Annotated in this window: 22 protein-coding genes; 13 read left to right on the top strand and 9 right to left on the bottom strand. The window is 68.1% G+C overall.

Going from position 1 to position 23877, the window contains the following annotated elements; all coding sequences use genetic code 11:
* The first annotated feature begins 38 nt into the window (after nucleotides 1-38).
* The 3 genes from D9R14_RS13710 (at nucleotide 39) to D9R14_RS13720 (ending at nucleotide 2616) form a co-directional block, all read left to right on the top strand.
* Nucleotides 39-1064, top strand: coding sequence for an L-threonylcarbamoyladenylate synthase (locus D9R14_RS13710; RefSeq protein WP_121623889.1), 1026 nt, complete (start codon nucleotides 39-41; stop codon nucleotides 1062-1064).
* Complete coding sequence (locus D9R14_RS13715) at nucleotides 1061-1519, top strand: GNAT family acetyltransferase (RefSeq protein WP_121623890.1); 459 nt, start codon at nucleotides 1061-1063, stop codon at nucleotides 1517-1519. Before D9R14_RS13710 ends, D9R14_RS13715 begins: the two co-directional genes overlap by 4 nt.
* Before the next feature lie 167 nt (nucleotides 1520-1686).
* Entirely contained in the window at nucleotides 1687-2616 is a 930-nt protein-coding gene (locus D9R14_RS13720) for a histone deacetylase family protein (protein ID WP_121623891.1), read from the top strand.
* Nucleotides 2617-2637: 21 nt separating this feature from the next.
* Here D9R14_RS13720 and D9R14_RS13725 read toward each other — a convergent pair whose 3' ends face one another.
* The 3 genes from D9R14_RS13725 to D9R14_RS13735 form a co-directional block, all read right to left on the bottom strand.
* The gene (locus D9R14_RS13725; protein WP_121623892.1) at nucleotides 2638-3336 is read right to left on the bottom strand and encodes a TIGR00266 family protein; all 699 of its coding nucleotides are present in this window, start codon (nucleotides 3334-3336) and stop codon (nucleotides 2638-2640) included.
* A gap of 92 nt (nucleotides 3337-3428) precedes the next feature.
* On the bottom strand, nucleotides 3429-4364 hold the full coding sequence (locus D9R14_RS13730; protein ID WP_121623893.1) for an SRPBCC family protein: 936 nt from the start codon (nucleotides 4362-4364) through the stop codon (nucleotides 3429-3431).
* Nucleotides 4361-4702 (bottom strand): ArsR/SmtB family transcription factor, encoded by a 342-nt coding sequence (locus tag D9R14_RS13735; protein ID WP_184759450.1) that lies wholly within the window; start codon nucleotides 4700-4702, stop codon nucleotides 4361-4363. The genes D9R14_RS13730 and D9R14_RS13735 overlap by 4 nt, the downstream gene beginning before the upstream one ends.
* Nucleotides 4703-4956: 254 nt before the next feature.
* Between D9R14_RS13735 and D9R14_RS13740 the strand changes: the two genes are divergently transcribed.
* The 6 genes from D9R14_RS13740 (at nucleotide 4957) to D9R14_RS13765 (ending at nucleotide 11929) form a co-directional block, all read left to right on the top strand.
* The gene (locus tag D9R14_RS13740) at nucleotides 4957-6066 is read left to right on the top strand and encodes a hypothetical protein (RefSeq protein ID WP_121623895.1); all 1110 of its coding nucleotides are present in this window, start codon (nucleotides 4957-4959) and stop codon (nucleotides 6064-6066) included.
* Between the two features lie 47 nt (nucleotides 6067-6113).
* The gene (locus tag D9R14_RS13745) at nucleotides 6114-7184 is read left to right on the top strand and encodes a class I SAM-dependent methyltransferase (RefSeq protein ID WP_210210851.1); all 1071 of its coding nucleotides are present in this window, start codon (nucleotides 6114-6116) and stop codon (nucleotides 7182-7184) included.
* Between the two features lie 228 nt (nucleotides 7185-7412).
* Nucleotides 7413-8495: a TRAP transporter substrate-binding protein gene (locus tag D9R14_RS13750; protein WP_121623896.1), complete on the top strand. Its 1083-nt coding sequence runs from the start codon at nucleotides 7413-7415 to the stop codon at nucleotides 8493-8495.
* Between the two features lie 5 nt (nucleotides 8496-8500).
* Complete coding sequence (locus D9R14_RS13755) at nucleotides 8501-9034, top strand: TRAP transporter small permease subunit (RefSeq protein ID WP_245420801.1); 534 nt, start codon at nucleotides 8501-8503, stop codon at nucleotides 9032-9034.
* Between the two features lie 4 nt (nucleotides 9035-9038).
* A complete protein-coding gene (locus tag D9R14_RS13760) occupies nucleotides 9039-10364 on the top strand; it encodes a TRAP transporter large permease (RefSeq protein ID WP_121623897.1) in 1326 nt (441 codons plus the stop codon).
* An 89-nt stretch (nucleotides 10365-10453) separates the two neighbouring features.
* Entirely contained in the window at nucleotides 10454-11929 is a 1476-nt protein-coding gene (locus D9R14_RS13765) for an ATP-dependent nuclease (RefSeq protein ID WP_121623931.1), read from the top strand.
* A gap of 15 nt (nucleotides 11930-11944) precedes the next feature.
* Here D9R14_RS13765 and D9R14_RS13770 read toward each other — a convergent pair whose 3' ends face one another.
* The 3 genes from D9R14_RS13770 to groES all read right to left on the bottom strand — a co-directional run bounded on the left by D9R14_RS13770 (nucleotide 11945) and on the right by groES (nucleotide 15797).
* Nucleotides 11945-13414 (bottom strand): diguanylate cyclase domain-containing protein, encoded by a 1470-nt coding sequence (locus D9R14_RS13770; RefSeq protein ID WP_121623898.1) that lies wholly within the window; start codon nucleotides 13412-13414, stop codon nucleotides 11945-11947.
* A gap of 401 nt (nucleotides 13415-13815) precedes the next feature.
* Nucleotides 13816-15462 (bottom strand): chaperonin GroEL, encoded by a 1647-nt coding sequence (gene groL / locus D9R14_RS13775; protein ID WP_121623899.1) that lies wholly within the window; start codon nucleotides 15460-15462, stop codon nucleotides 13816-13818.
* 44 nt (nucleotides 15463-15506) lie between these two features.
* Entirely contained in the window at nucleotides 15507-15797 is a 291-nt protein-coding gene (groES, locus tag D9R14_RS13780; RefSeq protein WP_121623900.1) for a co-chaperone GroES, read from the bottom strand.
* A gap of 347 nt (nucleotides 15798-16144) precedes the next feature.
* On the opposite strand from groES, the gene D9R14_RS13785 reads away from it, so the two are divergent.
* On the top strand, nucleotides 16145-16669 hold the full coding sequence (locus tag D9R14_RS13785; protein ID WP_121623901.1) for a hypothetical protein: 525 nt from the start codon (nucleotides 16145-16147) through the stop codon (nucleotides 16667-16669).
* 186 nt (nucleotides 16670-16855) lie between these two features.
* On the top strand, nucleotides 16856-18961 hold the full coding sequence (locus tag D9R14_RS13790; RefSeq protein ID WP_147453031.1) for a TonB-dependent siderophore receptor: 2106 nt from the start codon (nucleotides 16856-16858) through the stop codon (nucleotides 18959-18961).
* Nucleotides 18962-18973: 12 nt separating this feature from the next.
* Here the strand turns inward: D9R14_RS13790 and glsA are convergent, their stop codons facing one another.
* On the bottom strand, nucleotides 18974-19963 hold the full coding sequence (gene glsA / locus D9R14_RS13795; RefSeq protein ID WP_121623903.1) for a glutaminase A: 990 nt from the start codon (nucleotides 19961-19963) through the stop codon (nucleotides 18974-18976).
* A 67-nt stretch (nucleotides 19964-20030) separates the two neighbouring features.
* Nucleotides 20031-21836, bottom strand: coding sequence for a translation elongation factor 4 (gene lepA, locus D9R14_RS13800; RefSeq protein ID WP_121623904.1), 1806 nt, complete (start codon nucleotides 21834-21836; stop codon nucleotides 20031-20033).
* 359 nt (nucleotides 21837-22195) lie between these two features.
* Here lepA and folP point away from each other — a divergent pair, with 359 nt between their 5' ends.
* Entirely contained in the window at nucleotides 22196-23032 is an 837-nt protein-coding gene (gene folP, locus D9R14_RS13805; protein ID WP_121623905.1) for a dihydropteroate synthase, read from the top strand.
* Nucleotides 23022-23558, top strand: coding sequence for a 2-amino-4-hydroxy-6-hydroxymethyldihydropteridine diphosphokinase (gene folK / locus D9R14_RS13810; protein WP_121623906.1), 537 nt, complete (start codon nucleotides 23022-23024; stop codon nucleotides 23556-23558). Before folP ends, folK begins: the two co-directional genes overlap by 11 nt.
* Before the next feature lie 67 nt (nucleotides 23559-23625).
* Here folK and D9R14_RS13815 read toward each other — a convergent pair whose 3' ends face one another.
* Entirely contained in the window at nucleotides 23626-23832 is a 207-nt protein-coding gene (locus tag D9R14_RS13815) for a CsbD family protein (protein ID WP_121623907.1), read from the bottom strand.
* Nucleotides 23833-23877 lie beyond the last annotated feature (45 nt).

Consider the following 23877-nt stretch of genomic DNA (forward strand, 5'->3'; position numbering starts at 1 on the left):
GCCTGGCTTTGGCCACTTCGTATGATGTGCCGGCACCCATGGACCCTTCCGCAAGCCCCCCGCAGCGCCATACCCTGAGCCTCCCGGCCGCCGACCCGCACGCGCTGGCGCAAGGCGCGGCGCTGCTCGGCGCGGGCCGGCTGGTCGCCTTTCCCACCGAGACGGTCTATGGCCTCGGGGCGGACGCGGCGAACCCGCGGGCGGTGGCGGACCTCTATGCCGCCAAGGGCCGGCCGGCCTTCAACCCGCTGATCGCCCACACCGCCACGGCGGCGCAGGCGTTCGCCATCGGCGCCTTCTCCGCCGAGGCGCGGCGGCTCGCCGCGGCCTTCTGGCCCGGCCCGCTGACGCTCGTGGTGCCGTTCGCCGGCGGCGACGCGGTGTGCGAGCTGGCGCGCGCGGGGCTCGCCACCGTCGCCCTTCGGGTGCCCTCCCATCCGGTGGCGCAGGCGCTGCTCGCGGCGTTCGGCGGCGCGGTGGTGGCGCCGAGCGCCAACCGCTCCGGCCGGGTCTCGCCCACCCAGGCCGCGCACGTCGCGGCCGACCTCGACGGGCGGATCGACGCCATCCTCGACGGCGGGCCAACGCAGGTGGGGGTCGAATCCACCATCGTCGACGCCACCGGCGCAGTGTCGCGCCTGCTGCGGCCCGGCGGCGTACCGCGTGCGGCGCTCGAACAGGTGCTCGGCCACGCGCTGGCGGATGCCGGGACGGGCGACGCGGCGCGCCCCGCCTCCCCCGGGCGCCTCGCCTCCCATTATGCGCCGCGCGCCGCGGTGCGGCTTGAGGCCGAGGCGCTGGCGCCGGGCGAGGCGCTGCTCACCTTCGCCGGGGCGCGCCCACCGGGCGCTGCGGCGGCGGCGATGACCATCGACCTCAGTCCCACCGGCGATCTGGCGGAAGCCGCCGCCCGCCTCTATGGCGCGCTGCGGGCGCTTGACGCTTGCGGCGCACCGGCCATCGCCGTCGTTCCCCTGCCGCGCCACGGCCTCGGCGAGGCCATCGCCGACCGCCTCGCACGGGCCGCCGCCCCCCGATCCGCTCCCGAGGAGACGCCGCAATGACCGCCCACCCCATCGCCGTCTCCACCGACGCCGGCACCCTCGCCATCGACCATGCGGGCGACGGAGATGCGGCCGCCCTCGCCGCCTTGTGGGCGCGCGCCGGCCTCACCCGGCCCTGGAACGATCCGCTCGCCGACATCGCCCTCGCCCGGCGCGGGCCGCACTCCACCATCCTGGTGGCGCGCCAGGCCGACGCCATCGCCGGCTCGGTGATGGTGGGCCATGACGGCCACCGCGGCTGGCTCTATTACCTCGCCGTGGAGCCGGCGCTCCAGGGCAAGGGCATCGGCCGCGCTCTGGCGCTGGCGGCCGAGGACTGGCTGAAGGGCCGCGCGGTGCCCAAATTGATGCTCATGGTGCGGCCGGACAATGCCCAGGTGCGCGCCTTCTACGCGGCGCTCGGCTACCAGGAGGAGGAGCGCATCGTCTTCTCCCGCCGGCTCGACGGGAACTGAGCGGGCGCAGGGCCTGCCGGCGATTGAGCCGGCTCAAAGCGCTACCGGGCCGGTTGGAATATGGTATGCAGGGCGAAGCTCTGCGCGCCCAAGAGCACGCGCCGACCAAATTGAGTCGATTTGATCGGATCGCGCTCCAGAAGACAGCCCGAGGAAACGCCGCCCCCATGTCCACGCTGCTCGTCACCCATCCGTCCGGCCTCGCCCACGCCACCCCGCCCGGCCATCCGGAGCGGGCCGACCGGCTGCGCGTGCTCGACCGCATCTTCGAGCAGGAGAAGTTCGCGAACCTGGTGCGTGACCTCGCCCCGCGCGGCGCGCGCGAGGACATCATCCGCGTGCATCCGGAGGACTTCGTCGACGCCATGGCCGAGGCGAGCCCGAAGGAAGGGCTGGTGCGCATCGATTCCGACACGCTGCTCTCGCCCGGCAGCTGGGAGGCGGTGCTGCGCGCGGTGGGCGGCGCCTGCTTCGCCGTGGACGAGGTGATGGACGGCAAGGTTTCCAACGCCTTCGTCGCCATGCGCCCGCCGGGCCACCATTGCGAGACGCGCCGGCCCATGGGCTTCTGCCTGCTCAACCAGGTGGCCATCGCCGCGCGCCACGCCCAGGCCAAATACGGCCTCGACCGCGTGGCGGTGATCGATTTCGACGTGCACCACGGCAACGGCACCCAGGAGATCTTCTGGGCCGACGACAGCGTGCTCTATTGCTCGACCCACCAGATGCCGCTCTATCCCGGCACCGGCGAGGTGAGCGAGACCGGCGCGGTCGGCACCATCGTCAACGCCCCGCTCGCCTCCGGCGACGACGGCGCCAAGTTCAAGGAGGCGATGGAGAGCCGCATCCTGCCGCGGGTGGAGAGCTTCGCGCCGGACCTGATCCTGATCTCCGCCGGCTTCGACGCCCATGTGCGCGACCCGCTCGCCTCGCTGCGCCTCGTGGACACGGACTTCGGCTGGATCAGCAAGCGCCTGATGGAGATCGCCGACAAGAAGTGCCAGGGCCGCGTGGTCTCGGTGCTGGAAGGCGGCTACGACCTCGAAGGCCTCGCCACCTCCGCCGCCGCGCACGTCACCGCCTTGATGCGGGGGTGACGCCGGCGGGCTCCCCCCCCCTCAGCGGTGCTCGCCGGACGGCAGATAGGGCCGCAGCGCGTGGGCGAGCTTGGCCGGCGTCAGCGACTGGAGCCACACCTGCCCCGGTCCGGAGAGCCGGGCGAGGAACAGGCCGTCGCCGCCGAACAGGACGTTCTTGACGCCGCGTATGGTGGTGATCTCGAAGCCCACGGTCTCCTCGAACATGCCCACATGGCCGGGATGCACTAGCAGGTCCTGGCCCTGCTTGAGCGTGTAGCTGACGATCTCGCCGCCCAGCTCCACGAAGGCCGGCCCCTCCCCCGTGAGGTGCTGGAGCACGAAGCCCTCGCCGCCGAACACGCCGGCGCCGAGCGACTGCTGGAAGCCGACGGCGAGGCTGAGCCCCGCCGCGCCGGCAAGGAAGCCGTGGCGGTGGATCAGCAGGCCCCGCCCCGCGCTCACCTTCGTCTCCATGATGGCGCCGGGCAGGGTCGCGGCGAACGCCACCAGCGCCTCGCCGCCCTCGGCGGTGAACTCGGTCATGAACAGGCCGCCGCCGGACACCGCACGGCCGATGGCGCCGAAGAAGCCCGTGGCGCCGCCCGTGGCCGCGGTGGTGCGCATGGCCACGTTGGACGTCATCCAGGACAGCCGGTCCGGCTCCGCGAGCATGGTCTCGCCGGCCTCCAGCGTGACCGTGAGGACGGGGAGCGTCGTGCCGGAAATCTCGCTGCGCATGCCTGGGCATCTCCCGTTCGGCGCTCACGTCGCGCCAACGGTAATCTAACACGGTCGGGCGGCGGCCCGGAAGCGCCGGCCGCGGCGCTCCCCTAGGGCGCGCCGACGAAGCGGGCCAGCTTGCCGAGCGTCTGCAGCCCCAGCTCGATGGCGCCGAAGCCCTTCGCGGTCTGGAATTCCGCCTCGGTGCTGAACACCATGCCGAGCCTCACCCTGGTCGCGCCGTCCTCGTCCTCGAAGCTGGCCCAGGCGTCCGCGTGCTTCGGCCCGTTCTCGCCCCACAACAGCGCGTAGGCGATCCGCTCCTGCGGGCGGACTTCGCCATAGCGGTGATGGTTGGGGAAGACCGTGCCGTCGGGCGCGATCATGTCGAACACCCATTCGCCGCCGGCGCGAAGGTCGATGCGCTGCGTGCGGCAGGAGAAGCCGTCCGGGCCCCACCATTGCGGCAGAGTCAGCGGGTTCATCCAGGCATTCCAGACGGCGGCACGCGGCGCGCGGATGACGCGCTCCAGCAGCATGGTGCGCGCGGCGACGCCAGCGAGATTGCCGAGCCCCGCCTCGAAGCCCTGCCGATAGCCGGCCGCCATGTCCCGTACGGGCTCCTTTGCCAGAGCGGAGAGCTGCACCGTCACCACCAGCCGGCTGCGGGCGTCCGAGCCGGAGAAATCCGCCGTGACCAGCGCCGCCGACTGCGCCGCGCCGGCGATGGAGACCACCTCGTAATTCACGGCGCGCACCGCAGGCTCCAGCTCCAGCCAGCCGCACTCGCAGCGGATGTCCGGCGCGCCATCGACCTTGCAGAGCGAGACCTCGCGCCCGCCGACGCGGGTGTCCGCCTCGATGAACTCGACGACCACCGCGGGCGTCGGCGCCGCCCAGACCGCGCGCGCTGCGGGGGCCGTCCAGGCCTGCCAGAGCACCGGGAGGGGCGCGGCCACGTCCCGCGCGAAGGTCAGCGTGGCGAAGCGGCCGGCCGCAGGCTCAGGCATCGCAGGCGTGGGCGCGGGGTTCGGCTTGGCGGTCATTCCTTGGGCTCCTTCATGGTGGCCATCACGAACGCATCCAGCCGGTCGAGCCGGCCTTCCCAGATGTCCCGCTGCGCATCGAGCCAGGTCCGCGCGGGCGCGAACGCCTCCGGCACGATGGCGCAGGTGCGCACCCGCCCGTCCTTGGTGGAGGCGATCAGTCCCGCCTCCTCCAGCACGCCGAGGTGCCGCATCACGGTCGGCAGGCGCAGGCCCGTCGGTCCCGACAGCTCCGTGACCCGCGCCGGCCCCGTGGCGAGCCGGGTCAGGATCGACCGCCGGGTCGGATCGGCCAAAGCGTGGAAGATGAGCGAGAGATCCGGATAATGCTTAGCCATGATGCTAACTATCACCGGCGCACCCGCCGCGCAACCAACACTTCGCAGATCGGCTAAGTTTTTTCGGCAGCCGACGCACCAAGGCCGGGCGGGCTTTTCGGGGCACGCGGCCCGGCGGCACGCGGCAACCTCCGCCACCGGATTTCCCCCGCCGCACCGCCGTTCAATGCCTGAACGGCTTGCGGTTTTCGACGCGGAATGATGATGTCGGCCGGTGGCCCACGGCGCAAAACCTGCCTTCCAAGGTGCGTTCCATGATGTCCAACGAAGGCGCCCGGGATGCCGCCCTCGGCATCCGCCTCCTGTGCTTGGCGCTCGCCGCACTCGCGGCGCTGGCCTGCCCACGGCCGGCCGTCGCCGGGGAGGGCGAGAACCGGCGCAGCGTCACCCTCACCTTCTTCAACGCGCCGCCCGAGGGCGGGCCTCTGCTGCGCCCCCCCACCCTGGGTCTGGCGGTGGGCAGCGGCGAGATCCACCGGGCGGTGCTCGACACGGGCTCGACCGGCGTCGTGGTCTCGGCCTCCTCGATCCTCGACATCGACGACCTGCCGGTGATCGGCCCCGGCCAGCTCACCTATACGAGTTCCGGGCGCATCATGCAGGGGCGCTACGTGCTTTCGCCGGTCACCGTGATCGGCAAGAACGGCGCGGCGATCACCACCCGGCCGATCCCCGTGCTGGCGGTGGAGAGCGTCGACTGCCTCGCCTCGGCGCGCAATTGCGAGCCGCAGGACCGGCCGCGCGGCATCGCCATGCTGGGCGTCGGCTTCGCGCGCGAAGCGGACCGCCAGCGGGCCGCGACCCCTGAGAAGAACCCGTTCCTCAACCTGCCCGACATGGGCGGCCCCGACGCGCCCGGACCGCTCGGGCGCGGCTACATCATCGAGCGCCGGGGCGTGCAGGTGGGTCTCGGCCCCCGCGACGCGGCGGACCGGTTCGTCACCACCGCGCTCGAACGCGATCCGACGCGGGGCGACTGGGCGCCGCCGCAGGCTTGCATCTCGCTGGCGCAGCGCAAGCCGCCCGCATGCGGAACGCTGCTGGTGGATACCGGCGTCGCCACCATGTATCTGTCGGTCCCCGACGGGCAGGCCGCGGAGCTGGAGTTCCTGAGCGCGCGCGGCGAGCCGATCCTCGCCGACGGCGTCGAGGTGTCGATCCTGCCCCCATCGGGGGCGAGCGCGCCGTCCTACCGCTTTCTTGTCGGCGATCTCGCGGCACCCGTGACGCCCGAGCGCGTGGTGCTCGTGGGCAATGGCCGCAGGCCGCCTTTCGTGAACACCACCGTGCGGCTGCTCAATGCCTACGACTATCTCTTCGATGCCGATGCCGGGCTGATCGGCTTCCGGCCGGTGCCGCACTGAGGCCGCGACGGGAAGAAAGGATCGCGATGCAGATCGGGGGAGAGCGTTTGGCGCAGACCGGCGGCGCGGACATGCCCGCGGCCATGGAGGGCCACGGCGCCTACAATCGCGGCTCGCGGGTGCAGGGCGCCTCCTCGGCGCCGGCACTGGGGCTGCTTGAAGCGGCGGCGCAGGCGGCGCCCCTGCCCGATCCGCCGGCGCCGCTCGTGATCGCCGACTACGGCGCATCCCAGGGCCGCAACTCGCTCGCCCCGATCGGCTCGGCGCTCGCGGAGCTGCGCCGGCGCGCCGGGCCGGACCGCGCCGTGAGCGTCGTCCACACCGACCTGCCGGGCAACGACTTCTCGGCGCTGTTCGAGACGCTGGAGAGCGATCCCGCAAGCTACCTCAAGGGCGACGGCGCGGTCTTTCCCTCGGCGGTGGGACGCTCCTTCTTCGGCCAGATCCTGCCCGGATCAAGCGTCCATCTCGGCTGGAGCTCGTGGGCGGTGCAGTGGCTGAGCCGGGTGCCGGCGCCGATCCCGGACCAGGTGCAGGTGGCCTTCAGCCGGGATGCCGCCGCCCGCGCCGCCTTCGCCGCCCAGGCCGCCGCCGACTGGCGCGCCTTCCTTCAGGCGCGCGGCGCCGAGCTTGCTCCCGGCGGGCGCCTCGTGGTGCTGGCCATGGCCACCGACGATGCCAGCGACTTCGGCTATGGGGCGCAGGTGGCGACGCTCTACGCCGCGCTGGAGGACATGGCGGCGCGCGGCGCGATCACCGCCGCCGAGCTCGGGCGCATGGCCATCCCGACCTATGGGCGGACCCGCGCAGAGTTTTCGGCGCCGTTCGCGGGCGGGCGCTTCGCCGGGCTGCGCCTGGAGGGGCTCGACGTGTTCCACGGCTTCGACCACGTGTTCGCCGATTTCTCCGCCGACGGCGACGCCCGCGCGTTCGGCGCCAAATGGGCCGGCTTCTCACGCGCCTCGGTGTTCCCGACGCTCGCCGCGGAGCTGGGCGCCGACGCCGACCGCGCCGCGCGCTTCATGGACGCGCTGGAGCAGGATGCCGCCGCCCGCCTGGCCGCGGCACCGGCACCCACCGTGATCCCGCTGGCGGAAATGACGCTGGTGCGCGACTGAGCCTTCCGGCGGCGCCGTCGGCCGCGCCAACCAGGGGGCACCGACTCACGACCGCGTGATACCGGCGAACTCTGCCCTGTGGCGCGCCAATTGCCGCTTCGGAAGGCAGAGCGCCCCTACCCGGCGACGGGAAAGCGCGGTTTCCGTGCTGCATCCACAAAGTGCATGCAATTGGCACGGACGTTGCGAACGGTCAGCCCGCACCTTCCCCGACGCACGAGGCCTCCCATGCGCCGCCGCGACTTCACGAAGCTTGCCCTGACCGCCGCCGCCGGAACCGTCGCCGCCCCGGCGGTGCTGCGCGCCCAGACCACCTTCACCTGGAAGATGACCTCGGCCTACGGCCCGAAGGCCGCCTTCTATTCCGTGGGGCCGGGCAGCGCCACGGACCTGTGCAAGCGCATCGAGGCCATGTCCGGCGGGCGCCTCAAGATCCAGTTCTTCGGCGCGGGCGAGCTGATCCCGGCGCTGGAGGGCTTCGACGCGGTCTCCGCCGGCACGGTGGAGATGAACTACGCCAACGCCTATTTCTGGACCGGCAAGAGCTTCGCCGCGCAGTTCTTCACCGCGGTGCCGTTCGGCCTCAACTTCCAGGGCGTCAATGGCTGGCTCTATGAGGGCGGCGGCATGCCGCTCTACAAGGAGGTCTACGACAAGTTCAACCTGGTGCCGCTGGTGGCCGGCAATACCGGCGTGCAGATGACCGGCTGGTTCAAGAAGCCGATCGAGAAGACCGCCGACCTCAACGGCCTGAAGATGCGCATCCCCGGCCTTGCCGGGCGCGTCTACAAGGAGTTCGGCGTCGACGTGCGCCTACTGCCGGGCGGCGAGATCTTCCCGGCGCTGGAGCGCGGCGTGATCGACGCGGCCGAGTTCGTCGGCCCCTATCTCGACCGCCAGCTCGGCCTGCAGAAGGTGGCGAAATACTATTACACCACCGGCTGGCACGAGCCCGCCACCGTCTCCGAGGTGATCGTCAACAAGGCCGCCTGGGCCAAGCTGCCGGACGACCTGAAGGCGATCGTCGAGAATGCCTGCGCCGCCTGCAACGTGATCTCGGAAGCCTGGTGCCAGAAGGCCAACGGCGAGGCCATGCAGGACCTCGTGAAGAACCAGGGCGTGATCGCCCAGCCGCTGCCCGACGACGTGGTGAAGGACCTGCGCATCGGCACCGCCAAGGTGCTGGACGCGGCGGTGGCGGCCGACCCGATCGCCAAGAAGGTCTCGGACAGCTACTTCGCCTTCCTCGGCACCTACAAGAGCTGGGCCGAATTGTCCGAAGGCGTCTACTACAACAAGATCCTCGGCTGACGCCCGTGACCGCACCTGCCGATCTGGCCGGCGCGCCCTCCTTCGGGGGGCGCGTCGCGGGCGCCATCGAGACGCTGGTGGACCGCGTGGGCGCGCTCTCGGCCTGGACCTGCCTGGCGCTGGTCCTGGTCATGGCCACCAACGTTCTGCTGCGCTACCTCTTCTCCACCGGCTCCATCTGGGCGCAGGAGCTGGAATGGCACCTTCTGGTGCCCATCTGCATGCTGGGCGCGGCCTATGCGCTGCGCCACGGCGAGCATGTGCGGGTGGACGTGCTCTATTCGCGCTATTCCCCCCGCGCCAAGGCGGTCACGGACGTGCTCACCGCCCTCGTCTCCATGGTGGTGGCGGCGATCATCTTCCGCCTCTCGATCCCCTACGTGATGCAGTCGGCGGCCATGGGCGAGGGCTCGGCGAACCCGGGCGGCATCGACATGCGCTACCTGCTGAAGGCCTTCATCCCGCTCGGCTTCGCGCTGTTCTTCCTGCAATCGCTGGCCGACGCCATCCGCGCCTGGCAGCGCCTCTTTCCCCGGTGACATCATGAGCGTGAACGAGTGGCTGGCGATCGGCATGCTGGTCGGCTTCTTCGGCCTCTTGATGGCCGGCCTGCCGGTGGCCCTGACGCTCGCGGTGTCGGGCTTCGTCGCCGGCTGGTTCGGCTTCGGGCCGCTTTTGTTCAACCTGGTGCCGGCGCGCATCTACGGCGTGGTCACCAACTACACTTTGCTCGCCATCCCGCTGTTCGTGTTCATGGGGGTGATGCTGGAGAAATCCCGCCTCGCCGAGGATTTGATGGAGGTGGTGAGCCATCTCGCCGGCTCGGTGCGCGGCGGCATCGGGGTGGGCATCATCCTGGTGGGCGTCATCATGGGCGCGACCACCGGCATCGTCGGCGCCACAGTGGTGACGCTCGGCCTGCTCACTTTGCCGGCGCTGCTGAAGCGCGGCTACGACAAGGGGCTCGCCTGCGGCGCCATCTGCGCCTCGGGCACGCTCGGCCAGATCATCCCGCCTTCCCTGGTGCTGATATTGCTCGCCGACATCATGAACGAGAGCGTCGGCACCCTGTTCGCGGCGGCGGTGATCCCGGGCCTGATGCTGGCGGCGCTGTTCTGCCTCTACATCCTCGCGCTCGGCGTCTTCCGGCCCCACATGGTGCCGCCGGTGTCGGTGGACGAGCGCGCCGCCATGGGCCGCGCCGAACTCATGGGCAAGATGCTGCGGGTGGCGCTGCCGCCGTTCGGCCTGGTGCTGGCGGTGCTCGGCTCCATCATCGCCGGCGTCGCCGCGCCCACCGAGGCCGCCTCGATGGGCGCGCTGGGCTCGATCCTGGTGACGGCGCTGGGGCGGCGGCTCTCCTGGGCGACGCTGTGGGCCACCATGACCGACACGGCGAAGATCACGGCGCAGATGATGTTCATCCTGATCTGCGCGCAGGTGTTCGCCATCGCCTTCCGCGGGCTCGGCGGCGAGCAATTGGTGCATGACGCCTTCGACCTCCTGCCGGGCGGTCAGGCGGCCGAGATCTGGTTCATGCTGACCATCGTGTTCCTGCTCGGCTTCTTCATCGAGTGGATCGAGATCTGCTACATCGCCGTGCCGCTGTTTTTGCCCATCTTCCAGGCGCAGAACGTGGACCTGGTGTGGATCGGCATGCTGGTGTGCGTGATGCTCCAGACCAGCTTCCTCACCCCGCCCTTCGGCTGGGCCCTGTTCTTCCTGCGCGGCGTGGCGCCGCCGGAGGTGAAGACGGGCGACATCTACCGGGGCGTGGTGCCCTTCATCGCCTTGCAGGTGGCGGCGACGGTGCTGGTGTTCCTGTTCCCGACGCTAGCGACCTGGCTGCCGGGGGCGATTGGGTGGTGAGGGGGATTTTCACAAGGATTGCCGAATGCCGTGCGAGACTGTAGCATTTCATCGACCTCACGCTGGCGACCTTTCGGCAGGATCAAACAATGAAACTCTCGCCGACAGAAATTCATAGCGAAATAGAACGCGTTCGCCAAAATAATTTCCGGCAGTTTGTAAAGAAAGTCAGATTACAAAAAGTTCGCGGCTTCATAAACGAAACCATTGAATTAAAGTATCCTGTAACAGCGCTCGTGGGCACAAACGGCGGTGGTAAATCTACTATTCTTGGTGCGATTGCTATAGCATATAAAAACATTAAGCCTGGTCAATTTTTTCCCAAGGCATTTCTTGGGGACGAAAGCATGTCTGATTGGACAATAGAGCTTGAACTGATAGCCAAACAAATAGCTCAAGATCGCACAGTCACCAGGACAGCTCGCTTTTCTAAATCCAAATGGAGACGAGATGATTTTCCGGAGCGACCTGTTCAATACATTGAAATTCAAAGAACAGTACCGGCAGGCGAACTGACTAGATTTAGACGGTTTTTGAGCGGAAATTTAGATGATTACAATGTTTCATCATTAAATGAAAATACTATTAAATATGCAACTGCGGTTCTAGATAAAAATATTGAACATTATCGCGTAGTTCAGAACATTAGAAATCCTAATATAAAAATGTATGTTGGATCTACTGAATCCGCTATAGGATATTCGCAATTTCATTTTGGAGCCGGAGAGGCTTCCGTGATTGAAACGATAGATAGAATAGAATCATCGAATGACAATGCGTTGATTTTAATCGAAGAAGTTGAAAATGGCCTGCATCCGGTGGCCGTGCGGATGTTTGTCCAATACCTTCAAAATGCCGCCCGAAGAAAAAGGTTACAAATAATTTTTACTACACATTCGCAGGATGCAGTTAATGAATTACCCGCAGAAGCGGTGTGGGCTTCCATTAATAAAAGAACATGGAACGGAAAATTAAGCATTGAAAGCTTGAGAGCCATCACAGGGGACGCCCCCAGCACGCACGTTGTTTATGTTGAGGATGCATTTGTGAAAGAATGGACGGAAAATGCAATTGGGCGTTTCGGAGAAGGCATCGCGGGAACAACAAAGGTATTTTCTGCTGGAGGTTATCCAAATGTCGTAAAGGTTAGTCAGTTTCATAATGAGAACCCCCTTTTACAGATTCCCTCCGTTGCCCTAGTTGATGGAGATATTTATGACCAAACCAGAGGTCAATCACTTCCAGAACATGCCATGTTTCTCGGAGAAGGAACTCCGGAATCTATTGTATTTGAATACATTTTTAGTAACAGACGCGAACTAGTTTCATTAATTAGACAACGATGTTTTTTGTCTCAGTTTACAGAAGATAAAATACTCGAATCAATACAAACTGTACGCAATTCACAATGTGATCCGCATATTATTTTTTCCGAACTAAGTGAAAAATTAGATTTTATATCTGCCGTATACATACGCGCAGGAATGATCGACATATTTAATGAAAAAAATAGTCATTTTTGGAGTCCTGTAATAGATTTCATAAAAGAAAATAGAATTTCCTGATCGTTAATTCCCCCCTCACCCCACCCGCCACCCATTCCTCCCCCCCGCCTTCGCGGCATAGAGCGCCGTGTCGGCGGCCTGGAGCAGGGCTTCGGGGGTGTCGCGGCCTTCGCCCGGCACGGCGATGCCGACCGAGAGGCCGACGCCCACGCTCCACGCCGCCGTCTCCACCGGCTTCGCCATGGCGGCGATGAGGCGCTCGGACAGGGCGCAGGCGGCGGCCTCCATGGCGGGCGCGGCGGCGTCCGCTCCGATGGCGGCCCCCGCCCGCTCGCCCCCGCCCAGCCCGGCGCCATCGCCCGCCGTCTCGCCTTGCCCCGCGCCGGACGTCCCGGCCGGCGGGGCCTCCGGCGCAGCGCCCGCGGGGTGCTCCAGCACTATCAGGAACTCGTCGCCCCCCATGCGCGCCACCAGGTCGCCCGTGCGCAGCTCGGCGCGGAAGCGGTCCGCCGCCGCGCGCAGCACCTGGTCGCCGGCGGCGTGGCCCAGCGTGTCGTTCACCGTCTTGAAGCGGTCGAGGTCCAGCAGCAGCACGGCAAGGCCGGCGCCCCCGCGCGCCCAGCGCTCCACGGCCGCCTTCAGCTGCGCCTCGGCCATCACCCGGTTCGCCAGGCCGGTGAGCGGATCGTGCGAGGCGGCGAAGGCCAGTTCGTCCTCTGCCGCCCTGCGCTGCGAGATGTCGCGCACCGAGACCACGTAGCCGTCCGGCGCGCCGGTCTCCTTGTCGCGCGTCAGCTTGAGATAGGCCTCCAGCCACACATAGGTGCCGTCCTTGCGCCGCTGGCGATGCTCGGTGCGCAGCAGCTCGACCCGTCCGGTCCGCACCCCCTCCATCAGCCCGCGGAATTCGGGCAGGTCGTCGGGATGCACCAGCTCGGCCGCGCGGCGGCCCACCATCTCCTCGGGCGCATAGCCCAAAAGATCGCGCACCGAGGAGGAAACGTAGAGCCGCACGCCCTCCAGATTGCCGCGCACCAGCGTGTCGGAGTTGTGCTCGGCGATCAGGCCGAACAGATCGCGCTGCTCGCTCGCCTCGCGCTCCTCGGCCAGCGCCGCCAGATGCGCCGAGACGATGTGCGCCACGTCCAGCGCGCGCGCCCGCTCGGCCGGCGTGAGCGCGGCCTGCGCCCCGCCCCACATGACCACCACGCCCGCCCCCGCCTTGAGCGGCGCCACCGCGATGACGCCCGGCGGCGGCGGCCCGGCCGCGGCGATGACGGGATCACGCGCCGCATCGGCCATCTCGAACACGCCGGAAAACGCCCCGATCCGGCCCAGCAGCGCCTCAGCCCTCGGATCGGAGGGACCGGCGCGGCCGATGCGTGCGCGCGCCGCATCGGTGAGCCACACCTCGACCGTGCGGCCGGGAAAGGCGGCCGATGCGAGGCGGGCGAAGGCGGCGAGGGCGGCGTCGAACGGCAGCCGGGCGTGCTCCGCGTTTTCGCCGCTTCCGGCCGCGCCCTCCGTCCCGCTCTCCGTCGCCATCCGTCCTGCCCATGCCTCCAGCGGAGACAGCTTACGTTACGACGTCCGGCTCCGCACCGGGAAACGCCGGCTGCTCCTGCCAACAAAAAGGCGCAGCCTTGCGGCCGCGCCTTCTGTCGTCTCCCCCAAGCCGGCACCGCCGGCCTGGGTAATCCACATCCCGGTTGGAATGGCCTTCCTCAGAAGTCCATTCCGCCACCCAAGCCGGCGCCGCCGGCTTGGGTACTCAACATTCCGGTTGGAATGGCCTTCCTCAGAAGTCCATTCCGCCACCCAAGCCGGCGCCGCCGGCTTGGGTACTCAACATCCCGGTTGGAATGGCCTTCCTCAGAAGTCCATTCCGCCACCCAAGCCGGCGCCGCCGGCCTGGGGACTCAACATCCCGGTTGGAATGGCCTTCCTCAGAAGTCCATTCCGCCCATGCCGCCCATGCCGCCGCCCGGCATCGAGGGCATGCCCGAGTCCTTCTTGGGCAGCTCGGCGATGAGGGCCTCGGTGGTGACGAGGAGGCCGGCCACGGAGGCCGCGTCCTGGAGGGCGGTGCGCACCACCTTGGCCGGGTCGACGATGCCGGCCGAGATCATGTCCACATATTCCTCGGTCTGGGCGTTGAAGCCCTGGTTCGGGTCCTTCGCCTCCAGCAGCTTGCCGACGACGATGGAGCCTTCCACGCCCGAGTTCTCGGCGATCTGGCGCAGCGGCGCTTCCAGCGCCTTGAGCACGATCTTGATGCCGGCGGCGATGTCGGCGTTCTCGGAGTTCACCGCCTCGACCGCCTTCTTGGCGCGCAGCAGGGCCACGCCGCCGCCGGGCACGATGCCCTCTTCCACCGCCGCGCGGGTGGCGTTGAGCGCGTCGTCAACGCGGTCCTTCTTCTCCTTCACCTCGACCTCGGTCGAGCCGCCGACGCGGATCACCGCGACGCCGCCCGCGAGCTTGGCCAGGCGCTCCTGGAGCTTCTCGCGGTCGTAGTCCGAGGTGGTCTCCTCGATCTGCGCCTTGATCTGGCCCACGCGCGCCTCGATGTCGGCCTTCTCGCCGATGCCGTCGACGATGGTGGTCTTCTCCTTCTCGAGGATCACCTTCTTGGCGCGGCCGAGCTGGGCCAGCGTCACGTTCTCGAGCTTGATGCCGAGGTCCTCGGAGATCACCTGGCCGCCGGTGAGGATCGCGATGTCCTCCAGCATGGCCTTGCGGCGGTCGCCGAAGCCCGGCGCCTTCACGGCCGCGACCTTCAGGCCGCCGCGCAGCTTGTTGACGACGAGCGTGGCAAGCGCCTCGCCCTCCACGTCCTCGGCGATGATGACCAGGGGACGGCCCGACTGCACCACCGCCTCAAGCACGGGAAGGATCGGCTGCAGGCCGCCGAGCTTCTTCTCGTGGATCAGGATGTAGGGATCTTCCAGGTCGGCGATCATCTTCTCGGCGTTGGTGACGAAATAGGGCGAGAGATAGCCGCGGTCGAACTGCATGCCCTCGACCACTTCGAGCTCGGTCTCGGCGGTCTTGGCTTCCTCGACGGTGATGACGCCCTCATTGCCCACGCGCTGCATGGCGCCGGCGATCATGTCGCCGATGGACTTGTCGCCGTTGGCGGAGATGGTGCCCACCTGCGCGACTTCGGCGGAGGAGGAGACCTTCTTGGCGCGGTCCTGGATGTCCTTGAGCGCCGCGGTGACGGCGAGGTCGATGCCGCGCTTCAGGTCCATCGGGTTCATGCCGGCGGCCACCGCCTTGGCGCCTTCCTTCACGATCGCCTGGGCGAGCACGGTGGCGGTGGTGGTGCCGTCGCCGGCGAGGTCATTGGTCTTCGAGGCCACTTCGCGCACCAGCTGCGCGCCGAGGTTCTCGAACTTGTCCTCAAGCTCGATCTCCTTCGCCACCGTCACACCGTCCTTGGTGATGCGGGGAGCGCCGAAGCTCTTCTCGATGACCACGTTGCGGCCCTTGGGGCCGAGGGTCACCTTCACCGCGTTGGCGAGGATGTCGACGCCGCGCAGGAGCTTCTCGCGCGCGTCGGAGGAAAACTTCACGTCTTTGGCAGCCATCTCGGCCTCCTGGTCTGAATGTCGGGAATGGAGCGGCGTGCGGCCTACTTGGCGATCACGCCGAGGATGTCGCTCTCCTTCATGATGAGGAGATCCTCGCCGTCGATCTTCACCTCGGTGCCGGACCACTTGCCGAACAGCACGCGGTCGCCGGCCTTCACGTCGAGCGGCACGAGCTTGCCGGCCTCGTCGCGGGCGCCGGCGCCCACCGCCACCACTTCGCCCTCCTGGGGCTTTTCCTTGGCGGTGTCGGGGATGATGATGCCGCCAGCGGTCTTCTGCTCGGCTTCGATGCGCTTGACGACGACGCGGTCGTGCAGGGGACGGAAGGCCATGGGATTTTTCCTCTCGGCGCTTGGGGGCGGGCGATCCCGCCGGTTCTGGCACTCCGGTTTGGAGAGTGCCAAGCTCGCGGCGGAGATAGTGGGCCGCCCGCCCGACGTCAAGGCGCGACGGCACAGGTGGCGGGTGCATACCAATCGGTAACCAAGCCGCAGCTAGGATTCTTTTATGTCCACGGCCGCGGGGGCGATGCCGCAGCGTCATTCCCCAGCCGGGGCCAAAGTCGGCTCCCCAGGTCGACGGCGCGCCGGGAAGCCTTTATGGTCCGGCTCGCCCGCTTGGCGGGACGGGGAGGCGAAATTCCAGGGCGCAGGAAGCGCGTAGGTTGCGGAGTGGCCTTATGCTGACACAGACGGTGGAACACGAGACGTCCTGCGATCGGACACGTCGCCGGGGCGCGGTCCGCCGCCCGTGGGGCGCGGCGATCGCCGTCACGTTCGCGCTCGCCCTCGCCGCCTGCGAGACCACGCCCAGCGCGCCCCCCATGCCGGCGCGCGTGCAATATACCAGCCCGATCCCCGCCGACAGCCTGGTCGGACGCTGGGGCCTTGCCGCCTATCACCGGCCGGACGACGCCGCCCGCACCGAGACGCAGGCCCGCGCCCAGTGCTCGAACCCCTACGTCATTTCCGCTGGCCCCAATGGCGGCGTGCTGATGTATCTCGCCGACGACAACAAGCTCACCGAGTTGGTGTCCAAGCAGGTCGCCGGCGGCCCCACTTATATCGGCCCGCCCGACATGGACCCCGGCAGCGAGAAGGACCGCCAGGTGCTGCGATTCGACGGCAAGGTCCTGGTGCTGAAATGGGTCGACCCCGAGATCTCCAAGCGCTACGGCACCATGGTGTTCGTGCGCTGCACCTGAGCGCAGCGCATCACAATCGCTTCAGGAGCGGCCGCCCTCGGGCGGCCGTTTTCATTTCCGCTGCGTCATGTCGCGGCGGGCACGCATTCACCTGGGGTTGAAACCTCGGCACGGCAATCGTACCCCATGCGGATGCGACCGGTCCGCGCCGATTCCGATACCTCCCGCACCATGAGCGTCCGCGCCATGACTGCGCCGGCGCGGCCGCGCCGCCGGACGGGCACGCGCCTCGCCGCCGCGGCGCTTGCCACGGGATTGGCGCTCGCCGGCCTGGCGCCGACCGGACTGCGGGCCGACGACATCGCGCTCGACGTCCTCACCGTGGAGGGCCAAAGCGCGTGGGGGCCGGTGGACGGCTATCTCGCGCGATCGAGCGCCGTCGGCACCAAGACCGACACCCCCATCCTCCTGACCCCGCGCTCCGTCTCCGTGGTCACGCGCGAGGAGATCGAGGACCGCGGCGCGCAGAGCGTGACCGATGCGGTCGGCTACACGGCTGGCGTCGTCAGCGGCACCTATGGCTACGATCCGCGCTTCGACACCATCTATGTGCGCGGCTTCCCGGTGGCCGCGAGCGGCGACTATCTCAACGGCTTGCGCCAGGGCGCCGGGGTGTTCGCCAACTTCCGCACCGAGGTCTACGGGCTGGAGCGGATCGACATCATCAAGGGCCCGGCCGCCGTGCTCTACGGCCAGATGGTGCCGGGCGGCCTCATCGACCGCATCTCGCGGATGCCGGTGGACCGGACCTTCTACGAGGCCCAGGGCCAGGCGGGCGACCCGCAATGGCTCCAGGCGGCCTTCGACATCGGCGGCCGCGCCGGCGGGGACGCCGGCGCGCTCTTCCGCCTGACCGGCGTCGCCCGCGCCGCCGACGGCAACCGGCCCTACACCGACAATGACGAGTATTTCCTCGCGCCAGCGATGACGTTCCAGAACGACACCACGCGCCTCACCGTGCTCGCCAGCGTGCTCGGCACGGAGCTGCCGAGCAGCCGGCTGTTCTACGAGACAGGCGGCGTGCTCACGAAGGTGCCGCTCGGCACCTCCTTCAACACCATCAGCCAGACCCAGCAGCAGATCGGCTACCGCCTGGAGCACGACCTCAACGACATGGTGACCCTGCGCCAGAACCTGCGCTACGGCCGGATCGAGAACGAGAGCTCGTGGCTGATGCCCACGGGGATCAACAGCGGACCCTATATCGGCGTCTACGGCACGTCGCTGAGGGAGAACCTGTCCATGTTCGTCGCCGACACGCAAGTGGAGACCCGGTTCGAGGCCGGACCGGTCCGGCACAAGGTGCTGGCGGGCCTCGACTACGGCTGGGGCTCCACCAATTACGGCCTCGCCTACAGCCCGCTCATCGCCCCGGTCAGCCTGCTCGATCCCGGAGCGCCGGACCGGGGATACCTGCCGTCGCCGGCCCTGACCAACCGCATCACGCTCGACCAGATCGGCTTCTACCTCCAGGACCAGATGACGTTCGGCGACGGCTGGCATTTCACCATCGCCGGCCGCCAGGACTTCACCGGCCAGTCGCAGAGCGCGCCGCGCCTCAACGTTTCCACCACGCTGGACGAGCAGACCTTCACCTGGCAGGCGGGGCTGCTCTATGCGTTCGATTTCGGCCTGTCGCCCTATGCGAGCTACGCCACCTCGTTCCTGCCCTCCAACAACCTGGACCAGTTCGGCCTGCTGCTGCCCTCCTCCACCGGCGAGCAATACGAGGCGGGCCTCAAGTATCAGCCGCCCGGCAGCCGCAGCCGCTTCACCGCCGCCGCCTACCAGATCACCCAGAGCAACTATGCCGTGCCGGACCCGGTGGGCATGTTCTACACCGCCGTCGGCAACGTGCGGGTGCGCGGCTTCGAGGCGGAGGCGGTGGTCCAGCTCGCGGACGGGCTCGATCTCACCGCCGCCTACACGTTCACCCGCGGCCAGATCACCGGCAGCACCGACCCGGTGCTGATGGGCAAGACGCCGGTGAACATGCCGGAGAACGTCGCCTCGCTGTGGATGAAATACATGGTCGAGCACGGGCCGCTGGCGGGCTTCGGGGTGGGCGCCGGCGTCCGCTTCATCGGGCCCTATTGGGCCGACAACCTCAACACCACCAAGAACCCGGCCCAGTTCCCCGTCGATGCCGCGCTCTATTTCCAGAAGGACGCCTGGAAGCTCGCGCTGAATGCCCGCAACCTGTTCAACCAGCAGGAGGCGCTGGCGAACGAGGGCACCTTGTTCTGGCAGCAGGGCCGCACCGTCATCGCCTCCGCCACCTATCGCTGGTAGGCGCGGGCGGCCTCAGCTCCTGAATACGCCGAGCAGTGCCGATCCCCGGTTGGTGGGATCGAACACGTGGAGCCCCAGTTCCTCGGCGAGTTCGTGGAAGGCGCGGATGCCGCGCGCCGAATTGCCCTTGGCATCGAGCCGCGGGGAGAAGGTGCCGATGCCGAGCTGACGGTTCACCACCCCGAGGATGCCGCCGCCCACCCCGCTTTTCGCCGGCACGCCCACGTCTAACGCCCAGTTGCCCGCATAATCGTACATGCCGCAGGTGAACATCACCGACAGCGTGGCACGCACCGCGTCCACCGCGAACGCCGCGCGGCCGGTCACCGGGTTCTCGCCGATATTGGCGAGCGTCGCACCCATGCGGGCGAGGTTGGCGGCGGTGACGCGGATCGCGCACACGCGGAAATAGAGGTCCACCGCCGCGTCCGCATCGCCGCGGATCGCGCCGGTCGCGCGCAAGAGGTGGGCGATGCCCTTGTTGCGATGGCCCGTCGTCGCCTCGGAGCGGTAGACCGCGTCATCCATGTCGAGCGGCCGGCCGGCGGCGGCGGACAGGCGGTCGAGCACCAGATCGAAGGCCTCGGCACCGGCATGGGCCTGGATCAGCCCCGCCACCGCGATGGCGCCGGCATTGACCATGGGGTTGTAGGGCCGGTTGGTCGCCGGATCGAACACGATGGCGTTGAAGGCGTCGCCCGAGGGCTCCACCCCCACATGCTCCAGCACCTTGTCGCGGCCCAGGAGCTCAAGGGCGATGCAATAGGCGAATGCCTTTGAAATGGACTGGATGGTGAAGGGCGCATCGGCATCGCCCGCGCTGCACAGATGCCCGTCCGTGGTGGCGACCGCGAGGCCGAAGGCGTCGGGCGAAACCTGTGCCAGTTCGGGAATATAGTCGGCCAGATGCCCGGAACCGTCCGGCAGAGCGCGGGCGTGCACCTCCTCGACCACCGCCTGAAGGCCATAGGCCGAAGCCTCGCTCGCCACCCCTGCCGTCACGCCCGCTCTCCCCTGCCGCTCCGGCCCTGAGCCGGCGCAGTTCAGGCAAGCAAGCGACGTGCCGGAATCACTCGTCCATCTTGAGCGCGGCGATGAAGGCCTCCTGGGGGATCTCCACCTTGCCGAACTGGCGCATCTTCTTCTTGCCCTCCTTCTGCTTGTCCAGAAGCTTGCGCTTGCGGGAGATGTCGCCGCCATAGCACTTGGCGGTCACGTCCTTGCGGAGGGCCTTGATGGTCTCGCGGGCGATGATCTTGGCGCCGATGGCGGCCTGGATCGGGATATTGAACAGATGCTGCGGGATCAGGTCCTTCAGCTTCTCGCACATCACCCGGCCCCGCGCGTCGGCACGGCCGCGGTGCACCAGCATGGAGAGCGCGTCCACCGGCTCGCCGTTCACCAGGATCGACATCTTCACGAGGTCGCCGGTGCGGTATTCGGTGATCTGGTAGTCGAACGAGGCGTAGCCCTTGGAGATGGACTTCAGCCGGTCGTAGAAGTCGAACACCACCTCGTTCAGCGGCAGGTCATAGGTGACCATGGCGCGCGCGCCCACGTAGGTCAGCTCGATCTGGTTGCCGCGCCGGTCCTGGCAGAGCTTGAGCACGCTGCCGAGATAGTCGTCCGGGGTCAGGATGGTGGCGCGAATCCAGGGCTCGCGGATCTCCTCGATCTTCACCACGTCCGGCATGTCGGCCGGATTGTGCAAATCGATGGTGGAGCCGTCCGTCATCTCGATCTGGTAGATCACCGAGGGGGCGGTGGCGATCAGGTCGAGGTTGAACTCGCGCTCCAGCCGCTCCTGGATGATCTCCAGGTGCAGCAGCCCGAGGAAGCCGCAGCGGAAGCCGAAGCCGAGCGCGGCCGAGGTCTCCATCTCGAAGGAGAAGCTGGCGTCGTTGAGGCGCAGCTTGCCCATGGCGGCGCGCAGATCCTCGAACTGGGCCGCATCCACCGGGAAGAGGCCGCAGAACACCACCGGCTGCGCCGGCTTGAAGCCCGGCAGCATCTCCGCGCAGGGGCGCTTTTCCTCGGTGATGGTGTCGCCGACGCGGGTGTCCGCAACTTCCTTGATGGAGCCGTTGAGGAAGCCGATCTCGCCCGGTCCCAGCTCGTTCAGCACCACCATCTTGGGGGTGAACACGCCCACCCGGTCCACGTCATAGGTGGCGTCGGCGGCCATCATCTTGATGCGCTGGCCCTTCCTGAGCACGCCGTCGATGATGCGCACCAGCACCACGACGCCGAGATAGGTGTCGTACCAAGAGTCCACCAGCAGCGCCTTCAGCGGCGCGTCGCGGTCGCCCATGGGGGGCGGCAGGCGGGTGACGATGGCCTCCAGCACCTGATCGACATTGAGGCCGGTCTTGGCGGAGATGCCGATGGCGTCCGACGCGTCGAGGCCGATCACGTCCTCGATCTGCGCCTTCACCTTCTCCGGCTCGGCGGCGGGCAGGTCCACCTTGTTGAGCACCGGCACGATGTCGTGGTTGTTGTCGATGGCCTGGTAGACGTTGGCGAGCGTCTGCGCCTCGACGCCCTGGGAGGCGTCCACCACCAAGAGCGAGCCCTCCACGGCGGCGAGCGAGCGGTTCACCTCATAGGCGAAATCCACGTGCCCGGGGGTGTCGATGAGGTTGAGGACGTAGGTCTCGCCGTCGTGCGCCTTGTAGGAGAGGCGCACGGTCTGCGCCTTGATGGTGATGCCGCGCTCGCGCTCGATGTCCATGCTGTCGAGCACCTGCTCCGTCATCTCGCGCTCGGAGAGCCCGCCGGTGATCTGGATCAGCCGGTCGGCGAGGGTCGACTTCCCGTGGTCGATATGGGCGACGATGGAGAAGTTGCGGATATGCTTCTGGGCGCTGGCGGTCATCCGCGCCGCATAGCATCGGCCCGAGGCGGCCACAAGGCGGGTGGATCGGCGGCGGATGGTAGAGAGGGCATTGCCTGCTGCGCAGGAGTCTTGCGCTGGACCCCGGCTCGGCGCTCCGGCTGCGCCGTCGCTGGGACGGGGAACGGCGGCGGCTGTGCCGTCGCTTGGCTGGTGAACGCCTGCGTGCCCCGGCCGACTGGAACGGCGCCCCGCGCCGTGGAAGGAGAGCCGGGGCCCAGCGCAAAGACTTCGCCGAAGGCGGCCAATCCCGTTCCAGGCGAATCCGTCTAAACGCCCCCCGCCCTTGCCACATCCGCCGCCAGGGGCTTCAGTGGCCGCCCCTGTTCCTGCGGCGCACCATGGATCCCATCGCACCCCGACCCCTTCTCGCCTGCGGCCGCACGCTGACGCTCGGCCCGCGCACGCTCGTCATGGGCATCCTGAACGTGACGCCGGATTCATTCTCTGACGGCGGCCGCAGCGCCGCGCCGGACGACGCGCTCGCCACCGCGCGGCGGCTGGCGCAGGAAGGTGCCGACATCCTGGATGTCGGCGGGGAATCCACCCGCCCCGGCCACACGCCGGTTCCGGCGGACGAGGAATGGGCGCGCATCGGTCCCGTGCTGGAGCGCCTCGCGGCGGAAACCGCATTGCCGGTGTCGGTGGATACCACCAAGGCCTCGGTCGCCCGCCGGGCGCTGGAGGCCGGCGCCGTCATCGTCAACGACGTCTGGGGCTTCATGCACGATCCCGACATGGCGCGGGTGGTGGCGGACCACGACGCCGCCGCCGTGGTCATGCACAACCGCACCGAGGTGGACGAGAGCCTCGACATCGTCGCCGACATGCTCGCCTTCTTCGCGCGTGCGCTGGAGCGGGCCGACAGAGCGGGCGTGAAGCGCGAGAAGATCGTGCTCGATCCCGGCATCGGCTTCGGCAAGAGCTTCCCGCAGAACCTTGCCGCCATCCGCCGCCTGCCGGAACTGCGCGTGCTCGGCCTTCCGCTGCTGCTCGGCACCTCGCGCAAGTCGCTGATCGGCAAGGTCATCGCCACCGAGCCGTCGGAGCGCCTGCCGGGCACCATCGCCTCCAACGTCATCGGCGCCATGGCCGGGGTGGAGATCGTGCGGGTGCACGATGTCGCCGCCCATGTCCAGGCGCTGCGCGTCGCCGAGGCGATCCGCGATGCCCGCTGAGGCCCTATCCCGGCGCGCCTTCCTGTGCCTCGGCTCGAACGTGGGCGACCGCGCGCTGGCGCTGGGCGAGGCGCGCGTGCGGCTTGAGGCCGCCGGCGTGCGGTTGACCGCCGTCTCCTCGCTCTACGAGACGCCGCCCTGGGGCCCGGTGCCGCAGGGGCCCTATCTCAACCAGGTGGTGGAGGTGGCCTCTCCGGTGGGACCACGCGCGCTGCTGGAGCTTGCGCTCGCCATCGAGCGGCAGCTCGGCCGCGACCGCGCGCGCGAAGTGCGCTACGGCCCGCGCCGCATCGACATCGACATCCTGTGGTTCGACGGCGAGACGATTGCCGAGGCGGACCTAGAGATCCCCCATCCGCGCCTCATGGAGCGCGCCTTCGTGCTGGTGCCGCTGGTGGAGATCGCGCCGGATTTCTCGGCCTTCGGCATCAGCGCCAAGGCAGCGCTGGCCGGGCTGGACGCCTCCGGCATAAGACGCCTCGGAGCGGCAGAAACGGCGCATGAAAAAGGCGCCGCCCCATCCTGAGGACGGGACGGCGCCGGTGCTTCCTCCGACCGGTACCAGGGGACTAGGCCCGGACCGGGGGAAGGTTTCACATGGTACGGACGTTGGTGGACCAGGTGTCGATCTGGCGCTTCACCTCGTCCTTGGCATAGCCGTAGCGCTCCTGGAGCTTGCCTTCCAGGATCTCGCGGTTGCCGTTGATCTGCGTCAGGTCATCGTCGGTGAGCTTGCCCCACTGCGTCTTGACGTTGCCGGAGATCTGCTTCCAGTTGCCCTCGATGCGATCCCAGTTCATGGCTCGTCCTCTCAATGGTTGGAAGATGCCGGGACAACGCAGACC

Source organism: Xanthobacter tagetidis (genome assembly GCF_003667445.1).
Classification (GTDB): Bacteria; Pseudomonadota; Alphaproteobacteria; order Rhizobiales; family Xanthobacteraceae; genus Xanthobacter; species Xanthobacter tagetidis.